This is a genomic window from Flavobacterium swingsii (genome assembly GCF_900111965.1).
In the GTDB taxonomy this organism is placed as follows: domain Bacteria; phylum Bacteroidota; class Bacteroidia; order Flavobacteriales; family Flavobacteriaceae; genus Flavobacterium; species Flavobacterium swingsii.
Genome location: NZ_FOJT01000006.1, coordinates 175,199 through 195,269 on the forward strand (window position 1 = coordinate 175,199; position 20,071 = coordinate 195,269).

At 30.5% G+C, this 20,071-nt stretch carries 24 protein-coding genes; 15 read left to right on the top strand and 9 right to left on the bottom strand.

Annotation, left to right across the window (positions count from 1 at the left end; all coding sequences use genetic code 11):
• Window positions 1–2: 2 nt before the first annotated feature.
• The 5 genes from BM053_RS11500 to BM053_RS11520 all read right to left on the bottom strand — a co-directional run bounded on the left by BM053_RS11500 (window position 3) and on the right by BM053_RS11520 (window position 3,006).
• Window positions 3–1,022 carry a cytochrome-c peroxidase gene (locus BM053_RS11500; protein WP_091477540.1) on the bottom strand — a complete coding sequence of 340 codons (1,020 nt, stop codon included), beginning with the start codon at window positions 1,020–1,022 and terminating at the stop codon, window positions 3–5.
• Entirely contained in the window at window positions 1,019–1,624 is a 606-nt protein-coding gene (locus BM053_RS11505; protein ID WP_143076484.1) for an MbnP family protein, read from the bottom strand. Before BM053_RS11505 ends, BM053_RS11500 begins: the two co-directional genes overlap by 4 nt.
• Before the next feature lie 79 nt (window positions 1,625–1,703).
• Window positions 1,704–2,168: a periplasmic heavy metal sensor gene (locus BM053_RS11510; protein ID WP_091477542.1), complete on the bottom strand. Its 465-nt coding sequence runs from the start codon at window positions 2,166–2,168 to the stop codon at window positions 1,704–1,706.
• A gap of 2 nt (window positions 2,169–2,170) precedes the next feature.
• The gene (locus BM053_RS11515) at window positions 2,171–2,437 is read right to left on the bottom strand and encodes a hypothetical protein (RefSeq protein WP_091477544.1); all 267 of its coding nucleotides are present in this window, start codon (window positions 2,435–2,437) and stop codon (window positions 2,171–2,173) included.
• Between the two features lie 23 nt (window positions 2,438–2,460).
• The gene (locus tag BM053_RS11520; RefSeq protein ID WP_091477545.1) at window positions 2,461–3,006 is read right to left on the bottom strand and encodes an RNA polymerase sigma factor; all 546 of its coding nucleotides are present in this window, start codon (window positions 3,004–3,006) and stop codon (window positions 2,461–2,463) included.
• Window positions 3,007–3,137: 131 nt separating this feature from the next.
• Between BM053_RS11520 and fabG the strand changes: the two genes are divergently transcribed.
• From fabG to hisIE, 11 genes are all read left to right on the top strand, one after another.
• Window positions 3,138–3,884: a 3-oxoacyl-[acyl-carrier-protein] reductase gene (fabG, locus tag BM053_RS11525; RefSeq protein ID WP_091477546.1), complete on the top strand. Its 747-nt coding sequence runs from the start codon at window positions 3,138–3,140 to the stop codon at window positions 3,882–3,884.
• A gap of 8 nt (window positions 3,885–3,892) precedes the next feature.
• On the top strand, window positions 3,893–5,920 hold the full coding sequence (locus BM053_RS11530) for a hypothetical protein (protein ID WP_091477549.1): 2,028 nt from the start codon (window positions 3,893–3,895) through the stop codon (window positions 5,918–5,920).
• A gap of 79 nt (window positions 5,921–5,999) precedes the next feature.
• Window positions 6,000–6,488 (top strand): DUF2231 domain-containing protein, encoded by a 489-nt coding sequence (locus BM053_RS11535; protein ID WP_091477550.1) that lies wholly within the window; start codon window positions 6,000–6,002, stop codon window positions 6,486–6,488.
• Window positions 6,489–6,740: 252 nt separating this feature from the next.
• Entirely contained in the window at window positions 6,741–7,598 is an 858-nt protein-coding gene (hisG, locus tag BM053_RS11540; protein ID WP_091477552.1) for an ATP phosphoribosyltransferase, read from the top strand.
• An 11-nt stretch (window positions 7,599–7,609) separates the two neighbouring features.
• Window positions 7,610–8,899, top strand: a complete 1,290-nt coding sequence (gene hisD, locus BM053_RS11545; protein WP_091477554.1) for a histidinol dehydrogenase — start codon at window positions 7,610–7,612, stop codon at window positions 8,897–8,899.
• Window positions 8,892–9,932: a histidinol-phosphate transaminase gene (gene hisC, locus BM053_RS11550; protein WP_091477556.1), complete on the top strand. Its 1,041-nt coding sequence runs from the start codon at window positions 8,892–8,894 to the stop codon at window positions 9,930–9,932. Before hisD ends, hisC begins: the two co-directional genes overlap by 8 nt.
• The gene (hisB, locus tag BM053_RS11555; RefSeq protein WP_091477701.1) at window positions 9,932–11,068 is read left to right on the top strand and encodes a bifunctional histidinol-phosphatase/imidazoleglycerol-phosphate dehydratase HisB; all 1,137 of its coding nucleotides are present in this window, start codon (window positions 9,932–9,934) and stop codon (window positions 11,066–11,068) included. Before hisC ends, hisB begins: the two co-directional genes overlap by 1 nt.
• Before the next feature lie 86 nt (window positions 11,069–11,154).
• Entirely contained in the window at window positions 11,155–11,736 is a 582-nt protein-coding gene (gene hisH, locus BM053_RS11560; RefSeq protein WP_091477558.1) for an imidazole glycerol phosphate synthase subunit HisH, read from the top strand.
• Window positions 11,737–11,928: 192 nt separating this feature from the next.
• On the top strand, window positions 11,929–12,666 hold the full coding sequence (hisA, locus tag BM053_RS11565) for a 1-(5-phosphoribosyl)-5-[(5-phosphoribosylamino)methylideneamino]imidazole-4-carboxamide isomerase (RefSeq protein WP_091477562.1): 738 nt from the start codon (window positions 11,929–11,931) through the stop codon (window positions 12,664–12,666).
• 67 nt (window positions 12,667–12,733) lie between these two features.
• Window positions 12,734–13,489: an imidazole glycerol phosphate synthase subunit HisF gene (gene hisF / locus BM053_RS11570; RefSeq protein ID WP_091477564.1), complete on the top strand. Its 756-nt coding sequence runs from the start codon at window positions 12,734–12,736 to the stop codon at window positions 13,487–13,489.
• A 2-nt stretch (window positions 13,490–13,491) separates the two neighbouring features.
• Window positions 13,492–14,091 carry a bifunctional phosphoribosyl-AMP cyclohydrolase/phosphoribosyl-ATP diphosphatase HisIE gene (hisIE, locus tag BM053_RS11575; protein ID WP_091477566.1) on the top strand — a complete coding sequence of 200 codons (600 nt, stop codon included), beginning with the start codon at window positions 13,492–13,494 and terminating at the stop codon, window positions 14,089–14,091.
• Between the two features lie 10 nt (window positions 14,092–14,101).
• Here hisIE and BM053_RS11580 read toward each other — a convergent pair whose 3' ends face one another.
• Entirely contained in the window at window positions 14,102–14,494 is a 393-nt protein-coding gene (locus tag BM053_RS11580; protein ID WP_091477568.1) for a glyoxalase, read from the bottom strand.
• Window positions 14,495–14,583: 89 nt separating this feature from the next.
• Here BM053_RS11580 and BM053_RS11585 point away from each other — a divergent pair, with 89 nt between their 5' ends.
• The gene (locus tag BM053_RS11585) at window positions 14,584–15,000 is read left to right on the top strand and encodes an NUDIX domain-containing protein (RefSeq protein ID WP_091477570.1); all 417 of its coding nucleotides are present in this window, start codon (window positions 14,584–14,586) and stop codon (window positions 14,998–15,000) included.
• A complete protein-coding gene (locus BM053_RS11590; RefSeq protein ID WP_091477571.1) occupies window positions 14,997–15,383 on the top strand; it encodes an acyl-CoA thioesterase in 387 nt (128 codons plus the stop codon). The genes BM053_RS11585 and BM053_RS11590 overlap by 4 nt, the downstream gene beginning before the upstream one ends.
• A 40-nt stretch (window positions 15,384–15,423) precedes the next feature.
• Here BM053_RS11590 and BM053_RS11595 read toward each other — a convergent pair whose 3' ends face one another.
• Genes BM053_RS11595 through BM053_RS11605 form a run of 3 tightly spaced genes read right to left on the bottom strand, consistent with a single transcriptional unit; the run spans window position 15,424 to window position 17,599 of the window.
• Window positions 15,424–16,008 carry a hypothetical protein gene (locus BM053_RS11595; protein ID WP_143076485.1) on the bottom strand — a complete coding sequence of 195 codons (585 nt, stop codon included), beginning with the start codon at window positions 16,006–16,008 and terminating at the stop codon, window positions 15,424–15,426.
• Window positions 16,009–16,065: 57 nt separating this feature from the next.
• The gene (locus BM053_RS11600) at window positions 16,066–17,328 is read right to left on the bottom strand and encodes a mechanosensitive ion channel family protein (RefSeq protein WP_091477574.1); all 1,263 of its coding nucleotides are present in this window, start codon (window positions 17,326–17,328) and stop codon (window positions 16,066–16,068) included.
• A complete protein-coding gene (locus tag BM053_RS11605) occupies window positions 17,321–17,599 on the bottom strand; it encodes a DUF3817 domain-containing protein (RefSeq protein ID WP_091477576.1) in 279 nt (92 codons plus the stop codon). The genes BM053_RS11600 and BM053_RS11605 overlap by 8 nt, the downstream gene beginning before the upstream one ends.
• Window positions 17,600–17,703: 104 nt before the next feature.
• Here BM053_RS11605 and BM053_RS11610 point away from each other — a divergent pair, with 104 nt between their 5' ends.
• Both BM053_RS11610 and BM053_RS11615 read left to right on the top strand, forming a co-directional pair.
• The gene (locus BM053_RS11610) at window positions 17,704–18,219 is read left to right on the top strand and encodes a DUF6155 family protein (RefSeq protein WP_091477578.1); all 516 of its coding nucleotides are present in this window, start codon (window positions 17,704–17,706) and stop codon (window positions 18,217–18,219) included.
• A 235-nt stretch (window positions 18,220–18,454) separates the two neighbouring features.
• The gene (locus tag BM053_RS11615; protein ID WP_091477579.1) at window positions 18,455–19,993 is read left to right on the top strand and encodes a DEAD/DEAH box helicase; all 1,539 of its coding nucleotides are present in this window, start codon (window positions 18,455–18,457) and stop codon (window positions 19,991–19,993) included.
• Window positions 19,994–20,071: the final 78 nt, after the last annotated feature.

Here is a 20,071-nt window from a genome sequence, read left to right on the forward strand (position 1 = left end):
TTTTATTTAGGAAAAGAATATTTTGAATTAAAAAGAAATTCTTTGTCTGTTAAAGTTTTTAAAAAAGCTAACAATTCAGTTCTTTCATTATCGGATAAATTCATTGGTTTTACTAATTGTTTCGACAATGTTTTACTAGTTTTAAACTCCAAATTATAGTGTTTTATGACTTCGGTTAAAGTTTTAAACCGTCCATCATGCATGTAGGGATAAGTAAATTCGATATTTCGTAATGTGGGGACTTTAAATAGTAAATAATCCTTAGGATTCTGAGTGTATTTTATTCTTCCAAAATCGTTTAAAGTTGTATCTATTTCTAAACCATTATTTTCAAATTTATCGCTCGAAAATAAAGGTTCTTGATGACAACTAGCACAATTGGTTTTAAATAAGTTGTATCCTTTTTGTTCTATATCTGTAAATAATTCTTCTTTTCTCATCACCTTATCGTATTTTGAATTAGAAGTTTTTAGCATTACTAAAAATTGTGATAAAGCTTTCAATGTTAATTGTCCTGTAACTTTATTTGTACCGAAAGCATTATAAAATAGTTCTTTGTATTTTTTGCTATTTTGAAGTTTATAAACTACATTTTGCAATGTTTCGTCCATCTCTACAAGACTTGTAATTGGAGCAAGTGGTTGCACATCTAGGTGATTTACAGCTCCGTCCCACATAAAATTTTTGCTCCAAGCCAAATTTTGCAAGGTTAACGAATTTCTGTTTCCAATTTTGCCTTCTATACCGTGACTCAAAGCATGATCTACATGAGTAAAACCAGTTGCTTGCAAATGACAGCTTGCACAAGAAATGGTACTGTCTTTAGATAAAATTGGGTCATAAAACAATTGTCTTCCTAATTGAAATCCTTCTTCAGTTAACGGATTATTTTTAAAATCATAATAAGGTTTTGGCCAACCTTTTGGAATATCGAAATAAATAGGGGTAAGCGTCTTTTTTACAAAAGCTAGCAAAATAATAAGTACAAAACCAAAAAATATATAGGCTATTTTTTTTCTCATTCTATGTAAAACATTTTTGCGCTCAAATTAGCTAATTCCATTGCTTTCTTACCTGGAATCATGACAGAATTAGTTTCTGAAAGTTGTATTTTATCAAAAAAAGAAGCAAAATTTACTACAATATCAAGATTGTTTGATTTTGGAAATAAAACTACTTCTCGCATAGCATAATTGGGTTTTAAATAGCCGCCAATATGAAACTGAAATTCATTTTTTCTAGTTTTACAACTGTTGCTTTTGCCTTCAATTTTCATATTAATATAACCACTTTGCCAAGCCCAATACATTCCTTTTGTAGGATCTAAATCACCAGATAATGCTCCAGAAACGTTAGTAAGACTGTCAATACCAATATTAAATGTGATTTTATTTACAATTTTATTTTCAGTTTTACAAATAGGTATTTTTAGTGAACTTTGGTTTTCTATATCAATTAGATAATGGCTATTTGATTGTAAAAAAAATGTTTTATTCGCATATTCAATTTGGATATCAGAGATATAAAATTTAACTAAATTGATTTGTAAAGTATCTTTATACTTAGAAACATAAGTTTTGTTTAGTTCTAAAGGATTTTCGTCAAACTTTAAATTTAAGTTCATAAATAAAGAGTCTTTTTCTTTCTGAGCTTGAGAGCTTTCAGAAAAAAACAGACAAAGAATGAAATAAAATATTATTTTTTTAATCATTTCGTGGTTTCGGTTTAGAAAATATTTTAGCCAATTCCGTAGTTAAATCAGAAAAGCGGCCCAATTGCTCTTTCTTACAAAGTTTTTTAATATCCTGAAAATGCTTGAAATGTGTGCTTTCAATTTCTTTCTGAATATTTGCCAACTTATTTACTAAACTATCTTTAGTTTTATTATCAACCTCAGGTTTTACTAACTCTGAATATAAATTTTGTTTTGTATTTTTAATTTGTTCCTGCAAACTATCTATATTCAATCTGTGCCAATTTATTAACTCTTGGTATGCTTTTGCTTGTTGTTTATCAAAACCTAATTTTCGGATAATTATTTCTCTAGGTTTTGGTTTCTTCCTAAAATCTTCGGATTTATTCTCTGAAAAAATAAAAAAACCTAACATTGCAATATTTAGAATAATTAGTGCAATTACCGAGAAAGTTAGTAATTTAATCTTGTTCATAATTAATAAAGTTGATTTGATTTATAAATAGAAGCTACTAGCATTTCGGTATCAGTATTGGATTTATTAGGTCCTGAAAAAATAACTTTAAAATTTAATGAAAACAAAATAGCAAAAGAAGCCGCTGCAATCCAAATCCATTTGTTAGAAACCACATTTTGTCTTTTTATTTTATTTTCAATTTTAGAAAACAGCAAAACATCAGGTTTAACTTGCGTTATCCCATCGGTGCTATTCATAACACTATTTATCCATTTTTCTTGTTCCATAATTGTTTAGACAAATTATTTAATTATTTCTTGCGATGTTCTTCAAATTTATTTGATAATTTTTCTTTCAAACTAGTTTTGGCTCTAAAAATTAGAGATTCGACCGATGAGATACTTAGTTGCATAATGTCTGAAATTTCAGGATTGCTTAGTCCGTCTATTTTAGAGAGCATAAAAGCTGTTTTCTGATTTTCAGTTAGTTCATTTATAACTCCAAACAAAATAGTCGATTTTTCTTTATTTTCTAATAATATTCCAGGATGCTCAAAATTAGATAAATTACTAATTTCTAACTCATTATTACTTTTACGTCCAAAAACAAAAAAACGTTTTTTACTAGCTTTATGTTTGATAAAATTTAAGCTTTTATTGATTGTTATTCTGTAAATCCATGTTTTTAGAGAAGATTTTTCATTAAATTGATCTAAAGATTCGTGTACTTCAACAAAAACATCTTGTGTAACTTCTTCGGCATCTTCAGTATTTTGGAGATAATTTAGCGCAACATTATAAACCAATACTTTGTATTCATTGTATAAATTCTTAAAATTGGTTTGGTTGTGCTTCATATATTTATTGAAGATATAAATAATTTAGACTTTAAATTTTAACAAAGGTTTAATTGAAAAATGTATTTTTTTTCAAAAGGGATTTATTATATATTTGACATTTAAAATTAAAGAACAAAACCAATAATAAAATGAAATTACTAGAAGGAAAAGTAGCCATTATAACAGGCGCAAGTCGCGGAATAGGAAGTGGAATTGCTAAGGTATTCGCACAACATGGTGCAAATGTGGCGTTTACATACAGTTCGTCTGTGGAATCTGCGATGGCTTTAGAAACAGAATTAAATGCTTTAGGAATAAAAGCAAAAGGATATCAGTCTAATGCAGCCGATTTTAATGAAGCGCAAACCTTTGTAGATGCAGTAATTGCTGAATTTGGAACAGTAGATGTTTTAATAAACAACGCAGGAATTACTAAAGATAATTTGCTAATGCGTATGTCTGAAGAAGATTTTGATAAAGTTATCGATGTTAATTTGAAATCTGTTTTTAATATGACAAAAGCCATACAAAAAACATTCTTGAAACAACGTTCAGGTTCTATTATCAATATGAGTAGTGTAGTGGGAGTGAAGGGTAACGCCGGACAAACGAATTATGCGGCTTCAAAAGCAGGAGTTATTGGATTCACAAAATCGGTAGCTTTAGAGTTAGGTTCTCGTAATATTCGTTGTAATGCTATTGCTCCAGGATTTATAGAAACTGAAATGACTGCAAAACTAAACGAAGATGTGGTACAAGGTTGGAGAGAAAGTATTCCGTTGCGTCGTGGTGGAACTCCAGAAGATGTTGCCAATGCTTGTGTTTTCTTAGCTTGCGACTTGAGCGCTTATGTAACTGGACAAGTACTAAATGTTGATGGAGGAATGTTAACGTAAGAAACTAAATGAATACAGCCACAATTCTACTCATAATACTTTCTTTAGTAATTGCTGGAGGATTGTCGTTTTATCAATATTTTTATAAAAACAAAAACTACAACAAAGTCAATATTTTATTGGCTTTGTTGCGTTTTCTTTCTGTTTTTTCGATTCTTTTATTGCTGATTAATCCAATCATATCAAGAAAAACTTACGAAACTAGCAAAACACCTTTGCCAATTGTTGTCGATAATTCTCAATCAATATCAGAATTAAAACAAGAAAATATATCGAAAGAATTATCTCAAAAATTATCAGAAAATAGTCAATTGAAAGACAAATATGATGTTCAATTGTTTAGTTTCGATACTGATTTTTATTCTGATAAGCCAATAGATTATGAAGGAAAACAATCTAATATTCATAAAGTTGCTCAAAATTTAAAGCAATTATATCGAAATCAAAATTTTCCAATTGTATTGCTTTCTGACGGAAACCAAACTATCGGGAACGATTATGTGTATTCATTTCCGCAGAATAATCAGGTTTACCCATTGGTTTTAGGCGATACAACTAACTTTTTAGATGTAAAAATCAATCAGTTGAATGTAAATAAATATGCATTCCTAAAAAATAAATTTCCAGTTGAAGTTTTCTTGCAATACAACGGAAACAAAAGCATCAATACTACTTTTAGTATTCAACAAGGAAATAATACGATTCACAAACAAACAGTTTCGTTTTCTGCTAATAAAAAATCGCAAGAAATCACCGTTTTATTAAATGCTGATAGAGTAGGAGTCCATACTTATAAAGCAATTATTTCTACTTCCGAAGCAGAGAAAAATAAATACAATAATGTTAAGAATTTTGCGGTTGAAATAATTGATGAACGATCAGAAATCGCATTAATTTCGGCAATAAATCATCCAGATTTAGGTGCTATAAAACGTGCGATAGAATCTAATGTACAACGCAAAGTAACGTTGCTTAAACCACAACAAATTAAAACATTACAAGATTATAATGTTTTAATTTTGTATCAACCCAATGCAGAATTTAAATCTATTTTAGAACAAAATAAAAATCTGCAATTAAACACTTTTGTAATTACGGGTTTGAGTACAGATTATAGTGTTTTGAACCAATATCAAGACCAATTAGCATTTAGAATGTCTGGTCAGCAAGAAGATTTTACGGCCGAATTTAATCTACAATTTAATTCATTTGCATTAGATAATATTGGTTTCGAACAGTTTCCACCTTTAGAAAATTCGTTTGGAAATATTGATATTAAAGGAAATGTAAATACCTTATTGCAATCGCAAATTAGAAATATTAAGACCGAAAATCCGTTATTGGCTTTTGCCGAAAACGGAATGAAACGAAATGCCTATCTTTTTGGAGAAAATATTTGGAAATGGCGTGTAGAAAGTCATTTAAAAACCAAATCATTCGAACAATTTGATGTTTTTATGGATAAAATCATTCAGTTTTTAGCTTCTAACGCTTCAAAAAAATCATTGATTGTCACGCACGAAAGTTTTTATAATTCTGGCGAAAACATCGAAATTTCTGCTCAGTATTTTAATAAAAACTATGAGTTTGAAGAAAATGCGCAATTGACCATTCAATTAAAAAATAAGAAAACGAATGTTACTAAAACCTATGATTTCTTAAAAGGAAATGGAGAATATAAAGTGAATTTTGAAGATTTAGAAGCAGGGAATTATAGTTTTACAGTCAAAGAAAACAACTCGAAAGCTTCGTATTCAGGTAATTTTGAAGTTTTAGATTTTGAAATTGAAAAACAATCTGTAAATCCAGATGTTTCGCGTTTAACGCAATTGGCAACAAATACAAAAGGAAAAATATTTTATCCAACACAAGTAGATAAATTAATTGCGGAGTTACTTAAAAAAGAAAGTTTTCCAGCTATTCAGAAAGAAATAGTTAAAAAATCACCTTTAATAGATTTAATATGGTTGCTTATTCTTTTAGCAATTACGCTAACTACAGAATGGTTTGTTAGAAAATACAACGGAATGTTGTAAAAAAAAAATCAATTTCAATGTCAAAATTCAATGGTAATATCAAAGAGAAATTTCAATTAAAACTTTAAAACTAAAAACTATGAACGACGCACATTTACACATGTTAGTAAACCATTTTCCAATAATCGGATTATTTTTTGGAATTGGAATTTTACTTTTTGGGATTATAAAAAAAAATCCATTACTTATTAATACAGCTTATATTATTTTTATTTTTTGCATGATAATGGGTAAAATCTCAATGTTTACAGGAGAAAAATCCGAAGATATTGTCGAGGATTTAGGTATTTCACATGACTTAATTCACAACCACGAAGAACTAGCTGAAAGTTTTATGAAAATATTTTACCTACTCGGATTAGCTTCTATTTTAGGATTATATGCCAATTATAAGAAACATTCTAAATCACTTTTAGTAGCCTATTTAGCAATTACCATTGCTATTGTTACGGCAATAATGTCTAAATCTGTAGGAACATCTGGAGGCGAAATTCGTCATACTGAAATTAGAGCTAATGCAACAAAAACTCCAACAACTACTGTGGCTGAGGGAAAAGACAAAGATTAAACAAATCATAAATTAGTAAGAATTATAAAAAATAATTTGTTTTCTATTTTTATTTGAGCATATATTTGCAACGTATTAAAAAAACAAAAATGTTCACAAATCAATTACATCAACATCATTTTCATATTTGCTCTCAGGCGAAGTGTTAATGGTATGCGTGTAAATCACAATATTCTAAAACCCGTTTGAGTACATCAAACGGGTTTTTTATTTTCTCCAAGTTGTACTCATTCATAATATTTAATCAAAAAAATGAGTACTCTAAAAATTGCAATTCAAAAATCAGGTCGTCTGAATGAAGACAGCTTAAAAATCCTTAAAGATTGTGGTGTTTCTATTCATAATGGAAACGATCAACTGAAAGCCACTGCTACAAATTTTCCTTTAGAAGTTTTGTTTCTTCGTAATTCAGATATTCCACAATATCTCATTGATGGTGTTGTAGATATCGCTATTGTTGGCGATAATATTTTGGTCGAAAAAGGTGGTAATATTCAAATTGCAGAAAAATTAGGATTTTCAAAATGCAAAGTTTCAATTGCTGTCCCAAAAGCTTTTCAATACAATTCTATTCAAGATTTAAAAGGCTTGCGTGTTGCTACTTCTTACCCAAATACCGTCAATAATTACTTTAAATCTAAAAATACTGAAGTCGATTTACACGAAATATCAGGATCTGTAGAAATTGCTCCCAATATTGGTTTGGCAGATGCTATCGTAGATATTGTTTCTAGCGGGAGTACCTTATTCAAAAACAACCTTAAAGAAGTTGAAGTGATTTTTAAAAGCGAAGCTGTTTTGGCTGTTTCTCCAAAAATAACCGCAGAAAATCAAATCGTTTTAAACAAGTTACTTTTTAGAATTCAATCGGTTCTAAAAGCTAGAAAATCTAAATATATTTTGATGAATGTGCCTAATAATAAAATAGCTGAAATTAGTAAAATCCTTCCAGTTCTAAAAAGCCCAACCGTTATGCCATTAGCAGAAGAAGGGTGGAGTAGTGTACATTCTGTTATTGATGAAGAATTATTTTGGGAAGTTATAGACCAATTAAAAACAGCTGGTGCTGAAGGAATTCTCGTTTGTCCAATTGAAAAAATGGTAATTTAAATTTTAATAAAATGAATAAAATATACAATCCAAAACCAGAAACTTGGTCTGAAATTTTAAAAAGACCAACACAATCCTTCAATGATATTGAAGAAACTGTAAAAGGAATTTTTAAAGAAATTCAACAAAAAGGAGATATTGCAGTTACAAAATACACCTCATTTTTTGACGGAATTATTTTAGATAATATAGAAGTTTCGAACGAAGAAATTCAAGAAGCTATTGCTTTAGTATCAACAGAATTGAAACAAGCTATTGCTTTAGCAAAATCGAATATTGAGAAATTTCACACCGCTCAAAAAACTTCAAAAATTGAAGTCGAAACGATTGAAGGTGTAAATTGTTGGCAGGAAAAGCGTCCAATTCAAAAAGTTGGATTATATATTCCTGGAGGAACTGCGCCTTTGTTTTCTACGGTATTAATGTTGACTATTCCGGCTCAAATTGCGGGTTGCAAAGAAATTATTCTATGTTCGCCACCAGATAAATCAGGAAAAATAAACCCAGCTATTTTATACGTTGCCAATTTGTGTGGTGTAACAAAAGTCCTAAAAGTAGGAGGGATTCAAGCAATAGCAGGAATGGCTTTTGGTACACAAACTATCCCAAAAGTGTATAAGATATTTGGACCTGGAAATCAGTTTGTAACAGTTGCCAAACAATTTGCTACACGATTTGGAGTAGCTATCGATATGCCTGCTGGTCCAAGCGAATTACTTATTGTTGCGGATGATACTGCAATTCCAAGCTTTGTGGCTTCCGATTTATTAAGCCAAGCCGAACATGGAACAGATAGTCAAGTGATTTTAGTTTCGACTTCAAAAGAATTGATAGATGTTGTTGAGACCGAAATCAACAAGCAAATTGAAGTGTTACCTAGAAAAAATATTGCACAAAAAGCTATCGAAAATTCTAAACTAATTTATGTTGAAAATGATACAATAGCTATTGATTTAATTAACGAATATGGCCCAGAACACTTTATTATTTGTACTAATAAGGATAATTTTTATATTGATAATATAGAAAATGCAGGTTCTGTTTTCATAGGAAATTATACACCTGAAAGTGCTGGAGATTATGCCTCTGGAACCAATCATACTTTACCAACAAACGGTTATGCTAAAAATTATTCGGGTGTCAACTTAGATAGTTTTCTGAAATCGATGACTTTCCAAAAAATATCTAAAATTGGCATTCAAAAAATTGGTACCGCAATAGAAATTATGGCAGAAGCCGAAGGTTTACAAGCGCACAAAAATGCTGTTTCATTACGATTAAAAGCAATAGAAAATGAATAATTTCAATATCAATAATCTCATCAGAGAAAATATAAAAAACATGCAATCTTATTCTTCTGCACGAGATGAGTTTAAAGATTTTACGCACAATATGGTTTATCTTGATGCCAATGAAAATCCGTTTTCTAACGGAATAAATCGTTATCCAGATCCGCAACAAAAGAAATTAAAAGGTTTTTTGTCACAACAAAATAAGATTAATGAAAACCAAATCCTGTTAGGAAATGGTAGTGATGAAGTACTTGATCTATTGTTTAGAGCATTTTGCGAACCCAATAAAGATAATGTAATTACATTGCCGCCAACGTATGGAATGTATGGAGTTCTTGCCAATATTAATGCCATAGAAAACAAAGAAGTCTTATTGTCAAAGAATTTTCAACCCAATATTGATGAAATAGTAAAGAATGTAAATGAGAATACTAAAATAATTTTCCTTTGTTCACCCAATAATCCAACAGGAAATTCTTTTGATGATCAAGCTATTTTATCATTACTAAAAAAGTTTAACGGACTGATAGTTATCGATGAAGCTTACATAGATTTCTCTAAAAATGACAGTTGGTTGCAAGTAATAGACGATTATCCAAATCTTGTTATCACGCAAACACTTTCTAAAGCCTATGCAATGGCAGGTTTAAGAGTTGGAATTTTGTATGCTTCTACAGAAATAATCTCAGTATTAAATAAAATAAAACCACCATATAATATCAATAATTTATCGCAAGAATCGGCTTTAAAAAAATTGGAACAAAACACCTTAAATTTTCAGATCAAAAAAATTATAAATGAGCGAAAAAAAATGTTCGAATCTTTAGTTTCTATACCATTTGTAGAAAAAACATATCCTTCAGATGCTAATTTTATTCTTATAAAAGTAGATGACGCAAACAAAAGATACAACCAACTAATCGAAAACGGAATCGTCATTAGAAACAGAAGCAATCAGGCTCTGTGCGAGAATTGTTTGAGAATTACTATTGGTACCAAAGAAGAAAACGAAAAATTAATAACCGTTTTAAAATTATTATAATGAAAAAGAAAGTATTATTTATAGACAGAGACGGAACGATGATTAAGGAAACTATCGACGAACAGATTGATGGTTTCAATAAAATGATTTTTTATCCAAAATGTATTCCTTTTTTGAGTAAAATTGCCCAAGAATTAGATTATGAATTGGTTATGATTACCAATCAAGATGGTTTAGGAACGTCAAGTTTTCCTGAAGAAACCTTTTGGCCTGTACATAATTTTATTATGAAAACCTTTGAAAACGAAGGCGTAATTTTCAATAAAGTGTGCATCGACAGAACATTTCCTTCAGAAAATGCCAATACTAGAAAACCAAAAACTGGCTGGCTAACCGAATATTTTTCTGAAGACTATGATTTACAAAACTCATTTGTCATTGGTGATCGATTAACTGATTTAGAATTAGGGAAAAATCTTGGTTCAAAAGCTATTTTTATAAATGATGATACTAATTTGGGAACAAGCGAAATATCTGTAAAAAAAGAAGAACTAAATCAATATATTGCTTTAGAAACCAACGATTGGCAAAAAATTTATGAGTTTTTGAAACTGGAAAATCGTTCAGCTTCTATCGTTAGAAAAACAAACGAGACAGAAATTTCGATTCTATTAAATCTTGATGGAACAGGTAAAAGTAAAATTGATACTGGAATCGCTTTTTTCGACCACATGTTAGACCAAATTGCACGCCACGGACAAATGGATTTAGAAATTCTTGTAAAAGGAGATTTGCAAGTTGACGAACACCACACAATTGAAGACACTGCTATTGCTTTGGGTGAAGTTTTTGCACAAGCTTTAGGGAATAAACTAGGAATAGAACGCTACGGATTTTGCTTGCCCATGGACGATTGTTTGGCGCAAGTAGCAATCGATTTTGGAGGACGAAATTGGTTGGTTTGGGAAGCCGATTTCAAACGTGAAATGATTGGACAAATGCCAACCGAAATGTTTTTTCATTTCTTTAAATCTTTCTCTGACGGAGCAAAAGTCAACCTAAATATTAAAGCTGAAGGTACGAATGAGCACCACAAAATTGAAGCTATTTTTAAAGCTTTTGCTAAAGCCATAAAAGCAGCTGTAAAACGAGATTCAGAAAAAATGATTTTACCGAGTACAAAAGGAATGCTTTAAATAGTCATAATGTCTAAAGTATTAAAGTCTATGCGTTTAGAATTGACTTTATGACTTTTGACTTTACAACTTTAAGACAGATATAAATGAAAATAGTCATTATAAATTACGGAGCAGGAAACATACAAAGTATTCAGTTTGCCTTACAAAGATTGGGTTACGAAGGTATTTTGTCAAATAATATTACCGAAATTCAATCGGCAGATAAGGTCATTTTTCCAGGAGTTGGAGAAGCAAGTTCTGCCATGCAAAAACTCCGAGATAGCGGAATAGACAAAATAATTCCAAATCTGAAACAACCCGTTTTAGGAATTTGCCTTGGCATGCAACTCATGTGTAACTCGTCTGAAGAAGGAAATACAAAGGGTTTAGGAATTTTCGATATCGATATTATTAAATTTTCCAACAAGGTAAAAGTGCCACAAATGGGTTGGAATAACATTTATAATTTGAAATCTAGTTTGTTTGAGGGAATTCCTGAAAACGAATACATGTATTTAATTCATAGTTTTTATGCTCCAAAATGTACCGAATCCATTGCTTTCACGAGTTATGAAACCGAATATTCGTCAGCCTTACAAAAAGATAATTTCTACGGAGTACAATTTCACCCCGAAAAAAGCGGAAAAATTGGAGAACAAATTTTGTCTAATTTTTTAGAATTATAATTTACTTCGTCTGTTCGCACTTTCAGGCTCGGGTGGGCGTTCGAGCGGGCTTTCCGTTGCAATCTTTTGTTTTTTAAAGGAAAAAACAAAAGGATTTCCACTTTAATCCCTAACGCAAAACAGCATATCAGTTATAAAATATTTTTTAAATCTAAAATCTAAAATCAGAAATCTAATATCTAAAATCAGAATATGAGAATAATTCCAGCAATAGATATCATCGAAGGGAAATGTGTCCGACTTTCCAAAGGCGATTACAATACGAAGATAATTTATAACGAAAATCCACTAGAAGTAGCTAAAGAATTTGAAGCTCACGGGATTCAATATTTGCATTTAGTCGATTTAGATGGTGCTAAATCTAGTCAGATTGTAAATTATAAAATTTTAGAACAAATTGCTTCTCAAACATCTCTAAAAATCGATTTTGGTGGCGGATTAAAATCAGATAACGATTTGCGAATCGCTTTCGAATCGGGTGCTAATCAAATAACAGGCGGAAGTATCGCTGTAAAAAATCCTGGTTTATTCAACGAATGGATTATTAAATACGGAGCCGATAAAATCATTTTAGGTGCCGATGCAAACAATGAAAAGGTTGCAATTTCGGGTTGGTTAGAAGAAAGTAAAGAAGAGTTAATTCCGTTTATTCAAAACTATCAAAACAAAGGAATTCAGTATGTTATTTGTACTGATATTAATAAAGACGGTATGCTTGAAGGTCCAAGTTTCGATTTGTATGCAAAAATTTTGCAGAAAGCTAAAGGAATTAAACTCATTGCTTCTGGAGGAATTTCCACTTTTGATGAGTTACCAAAACTAGCCGAATTAGGTTGTGAAGGAACCATTATTGGAAAAGCAATTTATGAAAACAGAATTACATTAAAACAATTGGAAAATTTCATTCTATCTATACCTAACAGCTTTTAAAAACTAAAAGTTATTCATTAAACACCTGACAGGTTTTAAAAACCTGTCAGGTCTAAAAGAAAGAAATATGCTAACAAAAAGAATAATTCCTTGTCTAGATATAAAAAATGGAAGAACTGTAAAAGGTGTCAATTTTCTAGATTTAAAAGATGCTGGAGATCCAGTAGAATTAGCTAAAAAATACTCCGACGAAGGAGCAGACGAATTGGTTTTTCTAGATATTTCTGCTACGGAAGAAGACCGGAAAACATTGATAGATCTAGTTCGAAAAGTAGGCGAAACCATCAATATTCCGTTTACTGTTGGCGGTGGAATATCTTCTGTAAATGATGTCGAAATATTGCTAAAAAATGGAGCCGATAAAGTTTCTATTAATTCATCGGCGGTTAAGAACCCACAATTAATCAATGATTTAGCTTCGGCTTTTGGAAGCCAATGCATTGTCGTTGCTATCGATGCCAAGCAAATTAACGGAAATTGGAAAGTACATCTCGTGGGCGGAAAAATAGCTACCGAAATCGATTTGTTCGATTGGGCAAAAGAAGTCGAAAATCGCGGTGCTGGAGAAATTCTTTTTACCTCGATGGATAATGACGGGACTAAAAATGGTTTTGCAAATGAAGCTTTAGCTAAATTATCCCAAACTATAAATATTCCAATCATTGCTTCTGGTGGAGCAGGAACAATTCAACATTTTACTGATGCTTTTCTTGTAGGAAATGCAGATGCTGCTTTGGCTGCCAGTGTTTTTCACTTTCAAGAAATTAGCATTCAAGATTTAAAAAAAGAACTAAAAAACAATAATATCCAAATAAGATTATAAAGATGGAAGCAAATTTTCAAAAAAATACAGACGGATTAATTCCAGCCATTATTCAAGATAATGGTTCTAAAACAGTTTTGATGCTCGGTTACATGAATGAAGAAGCATATAATAAAACATTAGAAACAAAAAAAGTTACTTTTTTTAGCCGTTCAAAAAATAGATTATGGACAAAAGGAGAGGAGAGTGGTAACTTTTTGAACCTTGTTGATATTAAATTAGATTGTGATAATGATACTTTTTTAGTACAAGTAAATCCAGAAGGAAAAACCTGTCATACAGGTTCATATAATTGCTGGCAAGAATCTAAAAATCAAAATCTTAATTTTTTATTAAAACTTGAAGAAACTATTAGAGAAAGAAAAGAAACAGCCAATTCATCTACAAGTTATGTAGCCAGTTTATTTCAAAAAGGGATTAATAAAATTGCACAAAAAGTAGGAGAGGAGGCAATAGAAGTTGTCATTGAAGCCAAAGACAACAATGACATTCTATTTGTGAGCGAAAGTGCTGATTTACTTTTTCACTATCTCATTTTACTGCAAGCTAAAGGCTTTAAATTACAAGATGTTGTCAATGTTTTAGAATCTAGAAATAAATAATTTTTTAGCGTTATTCTTCCAATAAGTGCAACTGACTTTTTAGTCGTTCTATTAATAAATTCATCATTCTTTTGTTTAAGTTTGATGAGTTTTTTATATAATTTTGATATTCATTTACAGTAAAAAAACCAATAATCATACCTTTTAGCGAGTTTCTAAATTTTATATCTTTTTGAATTACGTTTTCAATATAGTTTTGTTTTTTTTCGGGTGTTAATGCAAAGAAAACACTCTTTTGCTTCTGAGCATAATTGATAAAAACTTGAATAAGTAAATCATTTTGCAACTTCAAAATAGGTCGTAAAGTAATGTTCTGAAAAGCTTCTTCTTCCGATGATTGTGGCGTTACAGTTCCTAAAACACCACCTCTTAAATCAAAAATTGCTGTATCACGATTTTCCATTTGTTTTTCTTTTAAAATTAAGAAATATAGCTGCTTATTTAGGATTAAAATTTAAAAGTTATTAGTAATTTAGTGTTGAAAACATAATTATGAGAACTTCAAAAATATTCGTCACGGTAGATGCTGTTGTTGTCAAAAAAACGGCTGTTAATCAATTACTTTTAATAAAAAGAAAGAACGAACCATATAAAGATTGTTGGGCTTTGCCTGGTGGTTTTGTAGATGAAAATGAGGATTTAGAAGTAGCTGCAAAACGAGAATTAGAAGAAGAAACTCAGGTAAAAATCGATTCGTTACAACAATTTGGTGTTTTTGGTAAACCATTTCGTGATCCTAGAGGACACATGATTTCGGTGGCTTATTTCGGAGAAGTTCCAGAAAATACCATAGCAATTGCTTCAGACGATGCTAAGGAAGTGGCTTGGTTTCCTATAAATGAATTGCCAAATTTAGCCTTCGATCATCAAGAAATTATAGAAAAAGCTTTTAAAATATTTAAAATATGAGATTTCATACAAGAAAATGGGTAAAACCACAAGATTTAAATCCAAATCACACACTTTTTGGCGGACAATTATTGGCTTGGATAGACGAAGAATTAGCTTTATATTCAATCGTGCAGCTCGAAAATCCTAGAATTGTGACCAAACACATGTCGGAAATTAACTTTATAAGCTCCGCAAAACAAGGAGATATTATCGAAATTGGAATTGATGTGGTTAAGTTTGGAAATTCCTCATTGACACTAAAATGTGAGGCCAGAAACATTATGACTCGTGAAACGATTATCACAATCGATTCGATAACAATGGTAAGTTTAGGAGATAATGGTAAACCAAAAGCACACGGAAAAACAGAAATAGAATTTGTGAGGAATAGGATTAAATAGTGTAGTAATTTTGTAAAATTACTGTTTGTAGAAGTTTTTTTTAAATTACCATATGACCAGCTTTGAAGTAAGTCAATTTAGCATTTTTAATAAATTTTTCTATTGAAGTTTTGTTATCAGCCTTTTCATTTATTAATTCAAAAAAATAAACTTGAGGATTCGCAAAACCATGCCTGAAGCTCCAGAATCTAAATCTTTTTATTTTTGGTGAATTACTCAGAAAGATTAATTCTTCTAATTCTGAAATACTAAATGAATCATTTCGATTTAAGTTGTATCGAAATCTTTCTTCTGGATTTAATTTTGCAACATCTTCATCAGTTAGTACTTTGTTATTTTCGGTATTTCCAATTATTATTTGAGGAAAGAAAATTCCTGTAGAGAAAATTGGCAAGTATATTTTTGGGCAGTGAATATTTAAAATCTTGTTATCAAATTTGATTTGATTATTATTTAAAATTTCAATTTTGCCTTTGAATTTTTCAAAGTCTTGTTTTTTATATTCTTTTTTGAATAATTGCTCAGCCCAATAATTTTCCTGTTCCCCTTGATTTGCGAACTCTTTTTTTTGTGAGAAGCAAATTAGAAAATTAAATAGAAATATTATTGTTATTATCTTTTTCATCTGAATGTTGATTAAAATTACCGTTAACATATTAATCTGTGAATCTGCGGTAAAATTCTAAGCTTCCGTAAAACTATTCTTTCCAGAAGGCATTTCGAAAATTTCTAAATCGAAATAAACTACTGAGGCTAATATATGATCGAAAATATCGCTCATAATATACTCGTAATTTTCAAAGCGTTTGTCGCTCGTAAAAGCATAAATTTCTAACGGAATCCCTTGCGAAGTTGGTTGTAAATGTCTGCAAAGCAAAATCATATCTTTATTCAGACTTGGATAATTTTCTAGATAATTCGTCAAATATTTTCTAAAAAGCCCAAAATTCGTCAAATTCCTACCGTTTACCGATAGCGATTTGTCAACATTATATTGTGAATTGTATTTGTTTATATCGGCTTGTTTTTTTTCGATATAGGTTTTTATGAGTTGTATTTGTTTAAAATCTTCCAATTCATCTTCTTTAACAAAACGAATGCTACTAGATTTTATCAGAATATGACGTTTTATCCTTCTTCCATCGGCATTTAGCATACCACGCCAGTTTCTGAAACTATCAGAAATTAAGCTATAAGTGGGAATTGTAGTGGTTGTATTATCAAAATTTCGAACTTTAACTGTTGCTAGATTTATTTCGATAACATCACCATCGGCACCAAATTTATCCATCGTAATCCAATCGCCAATACGAACCATATCGTTTACCGAAACCTGAATACTGGCAACAAAACCTAAAATGGTATCTCTAAATATTAATAAAATAATGGCCGAAATTGCTCCAAAAGTGGTTAGAAGATCTCTAATTTCTATTTCAAATAATTTAGATGAAATAGCTGTAAAACCTATCATCCAAAGGACAATCATAATAACCTGAATGTAACTATCTATAGGTTTGTCGCTATAAGCTGGAATTGTTTTTAGATGATCACGAAGTGCATTGAAAACGGTTCTAATGATCCATAAAACCAATAAAATGATATAAATTCCGACTAATTTCCCGAAAATAGATTCCCAAGAATTAAAATTTTCTAAAATAATTGGAACCGATTTGTAAATATATATTAGCGGAATAAGATGCGAAATATATTTTGCGGTTTGGTTTGAAACTAATAAATCATCAAACTTTGTCTTGGTTTTTTTTGCTACAATTGCCATAATTGTAACCAAAATAAACCTGAAAATCATATATAAAACGTACGAAATAGCAAAAAGAATAACCAAATTAATGATTAAGCCTAAATATGATGCAATGGTTTCGTTGAAACCAAATTTTATTAAAAGTTTATCACACCAACCAAATATTTTCTCAGTCAATTTAAGCATTTTTCAAATATTTTTTTTCGATATAAAATGTGCCAAAAGGAGGAATAGAAGCCAGACAAATTTCGATATACTTTTTAATTTCCCATTTATGAGAAAATTTTAATATTGTTGCAATAATAATATATGCTGTAAATAAAATTCCATGCGCCATTCCTATGTGTTTTACATAAATTGGATTGTCAAAAATATATTTCATTGGCATCGCAAAAAAGAACAATAATAAAGCAGAAATTCCTTCTGTAAGGGCAAGATATTTGAAAATTTTTAGCATTTTTAGATTTAGATTTTAATTTGACCGTAAAATTATGAATTATCATCGATAATATAAGTATCCAAACCTAAAGTAATTATACATTTGCAGTATAAATTCGAATAATGAGCAAACGAGATTTAAAAAAATATCTTTCAGAGCTAAACAAAGAGCAACTTCAAGAACAAATAATCGAGTTATATGACAAGTTTGTTCCTGTAAAAACGTATTATAATTTTGTTTTTAATCCAAATGAAAATAATTTGGTCAAAGAAGCAAAACTCAAAATTTCGAACGAATATTTCCCAATTCGAGGCAAAAAACCAAAAATGCGACGTTCGGTTGCACAAAAATTCATCAAACAGTTTATTTTACTTGGCGTAGATCCTTTTATCATTTCCGATTTAATGTTATACAACATCGAAATCGCCCAAACACTATCATCAGAAAAAGAAATAAAAGCCGAATTGTTTTACAAAAGCATGTTAACCTCTTTCAGTCAAGCCATTAGCTTCCTAATAGAAAAAGGAATTTTAAGTGATTTTCAAAGTAGAGTAGTGGCAATAAAAAACGAAACACTAGATCAAAATTGGGGCAATCATTATGAATTTAATGCCATTGTAGAAAGATTTGAATATTAATTTTAAGCTATGAGTTGTAAAAAACATCAAATTTAAAAGCCACAGATTAAAAGGATTTTCACAGATTTCTTTATTTTTCATACCAAAAAAAAACTTTTAATCTTTTTAATCTGTGGCAAAAAACTTTATTTATGATATTCCTTTGGTTAGATTAAACTTTTTTTATTCATTTTTTGATTAAAATGACCAAATAACCCTTTTTATGGCGTACTTTTGCAAAAATTGACCCTAAAGTATGCCGTACAACGACCTAGAAATTGAAGTAGAAGAGAAAAAAGTATTATACGATTATCAATCTCGCGACATTGATGCCATTTTTAGCAAAATGAACAATGTGGGCAACAACTACCACTTGTTGTATCAACTGCCAACAGGAGGAGGAAAGACTGTAATTTTTTCGGAAATTGTTCGTCGTTATTTAGAACTTTATGACAAAAAAGTAGTCGTTCTTACTCACCGAATAGAGCTTTGCAAACAAACTTCAAAAATGTTGAAAGGTTTTGATGTAAAAAACAAAATCATCAACTCTAAAATTAAAGAATTACCAGACCAAGACGAGTATTCGTGCTTTGTTGCGATGGTTGAAACTTTAAAAAACAGACTAAACGACGAGAAATTGCTAATAGACAATATTGGTTTAGTAATTATTGATGAAGCCCATTATAATTCGTTCAGAAAACTGTTAGGTTCGTTCAAAAATGCCTTTATTTTAGGAGTTACAGCGACGCCTTTAAGCTCGAATGTTAAGTTACCAATGTATGAAAACTACAAAGAACTGATAGTTGGTGATCCAATAAATAAACTAATCGAAAACGGATTTTTGGCAAAAGCCAATACTTACAGCTACGACGTAGGATTATCTAGTTTGAAAGTCGGAATAAATGGCGATTATACTATCAAATCTTCAGACGAATTGTACTCGCAACTCGATATGCAAAATAAATTATTGCATTCGTACGAGGAAAAATCTAAAGGCAAGAAAACCTTAATTTTCAATAACGGAATAAACACATCGTTATACGTTTACGAAACTTTTAAAGAAGCTAATTATCCTATAAAACACTTAGATAACACGACTTCTGCCGAAGACAGAAAAGATATTTTAACTTGGTTCAAACACACACCAGACGCCATTTTAACCTCGGTAGGAATCCTTACCACAGGTTTTGATGAGCCAACTGTCGAGACAATTATTATAAATCGTGCCACAAAATCACTAACATTATATTACCAAATGATTGGTCGTGGTTCTCGAAAATTGCCCAACAAAAACGAGTTTACAATTATCGATTTAGGTAACAATGCTGCACGTTTCGGATTGTGGAGCGAACCTGTCGATTGGCAACATATTTTCAAATCTCCCGAATATTATCTAGATAATTTACGTGAAGATGCCGAAATCGAATTGTATTTCAAATACCAAATGCCACCAGAATTGCGTGCAAAGTTTAGTAAAACAGATATCGTAACTTTCGATGTCGATGCAGAACACAAACTAGCCATTTCTTTAAATTTACGTTCGAAAGTAGTACTCGAAAAATCGCTCGAACAACACGCAGAAATGTGTGTCGATAACACTGAGGAGCTTATAGATGCTAAGAATTTATCGAAAGAATTATACGATGATATCGAATGTCGCATGAAACGTTACACCAAATGTCTCAGCCAATGTAGCAAAAACTACCGAGAATGGTTGGTCGAAGATTATAAGGTAAAATTATTACTTTTAGTAGGAAAAAAATACAGAGAAAAATTATTTGCACAAGAAGATTAAGTGCAGTAAGCTTTAAGCAATATGCTTTAGGCAAAAATAATTCAACACTTGCTTACGGCTTATAGCTTTAAGCTTAAA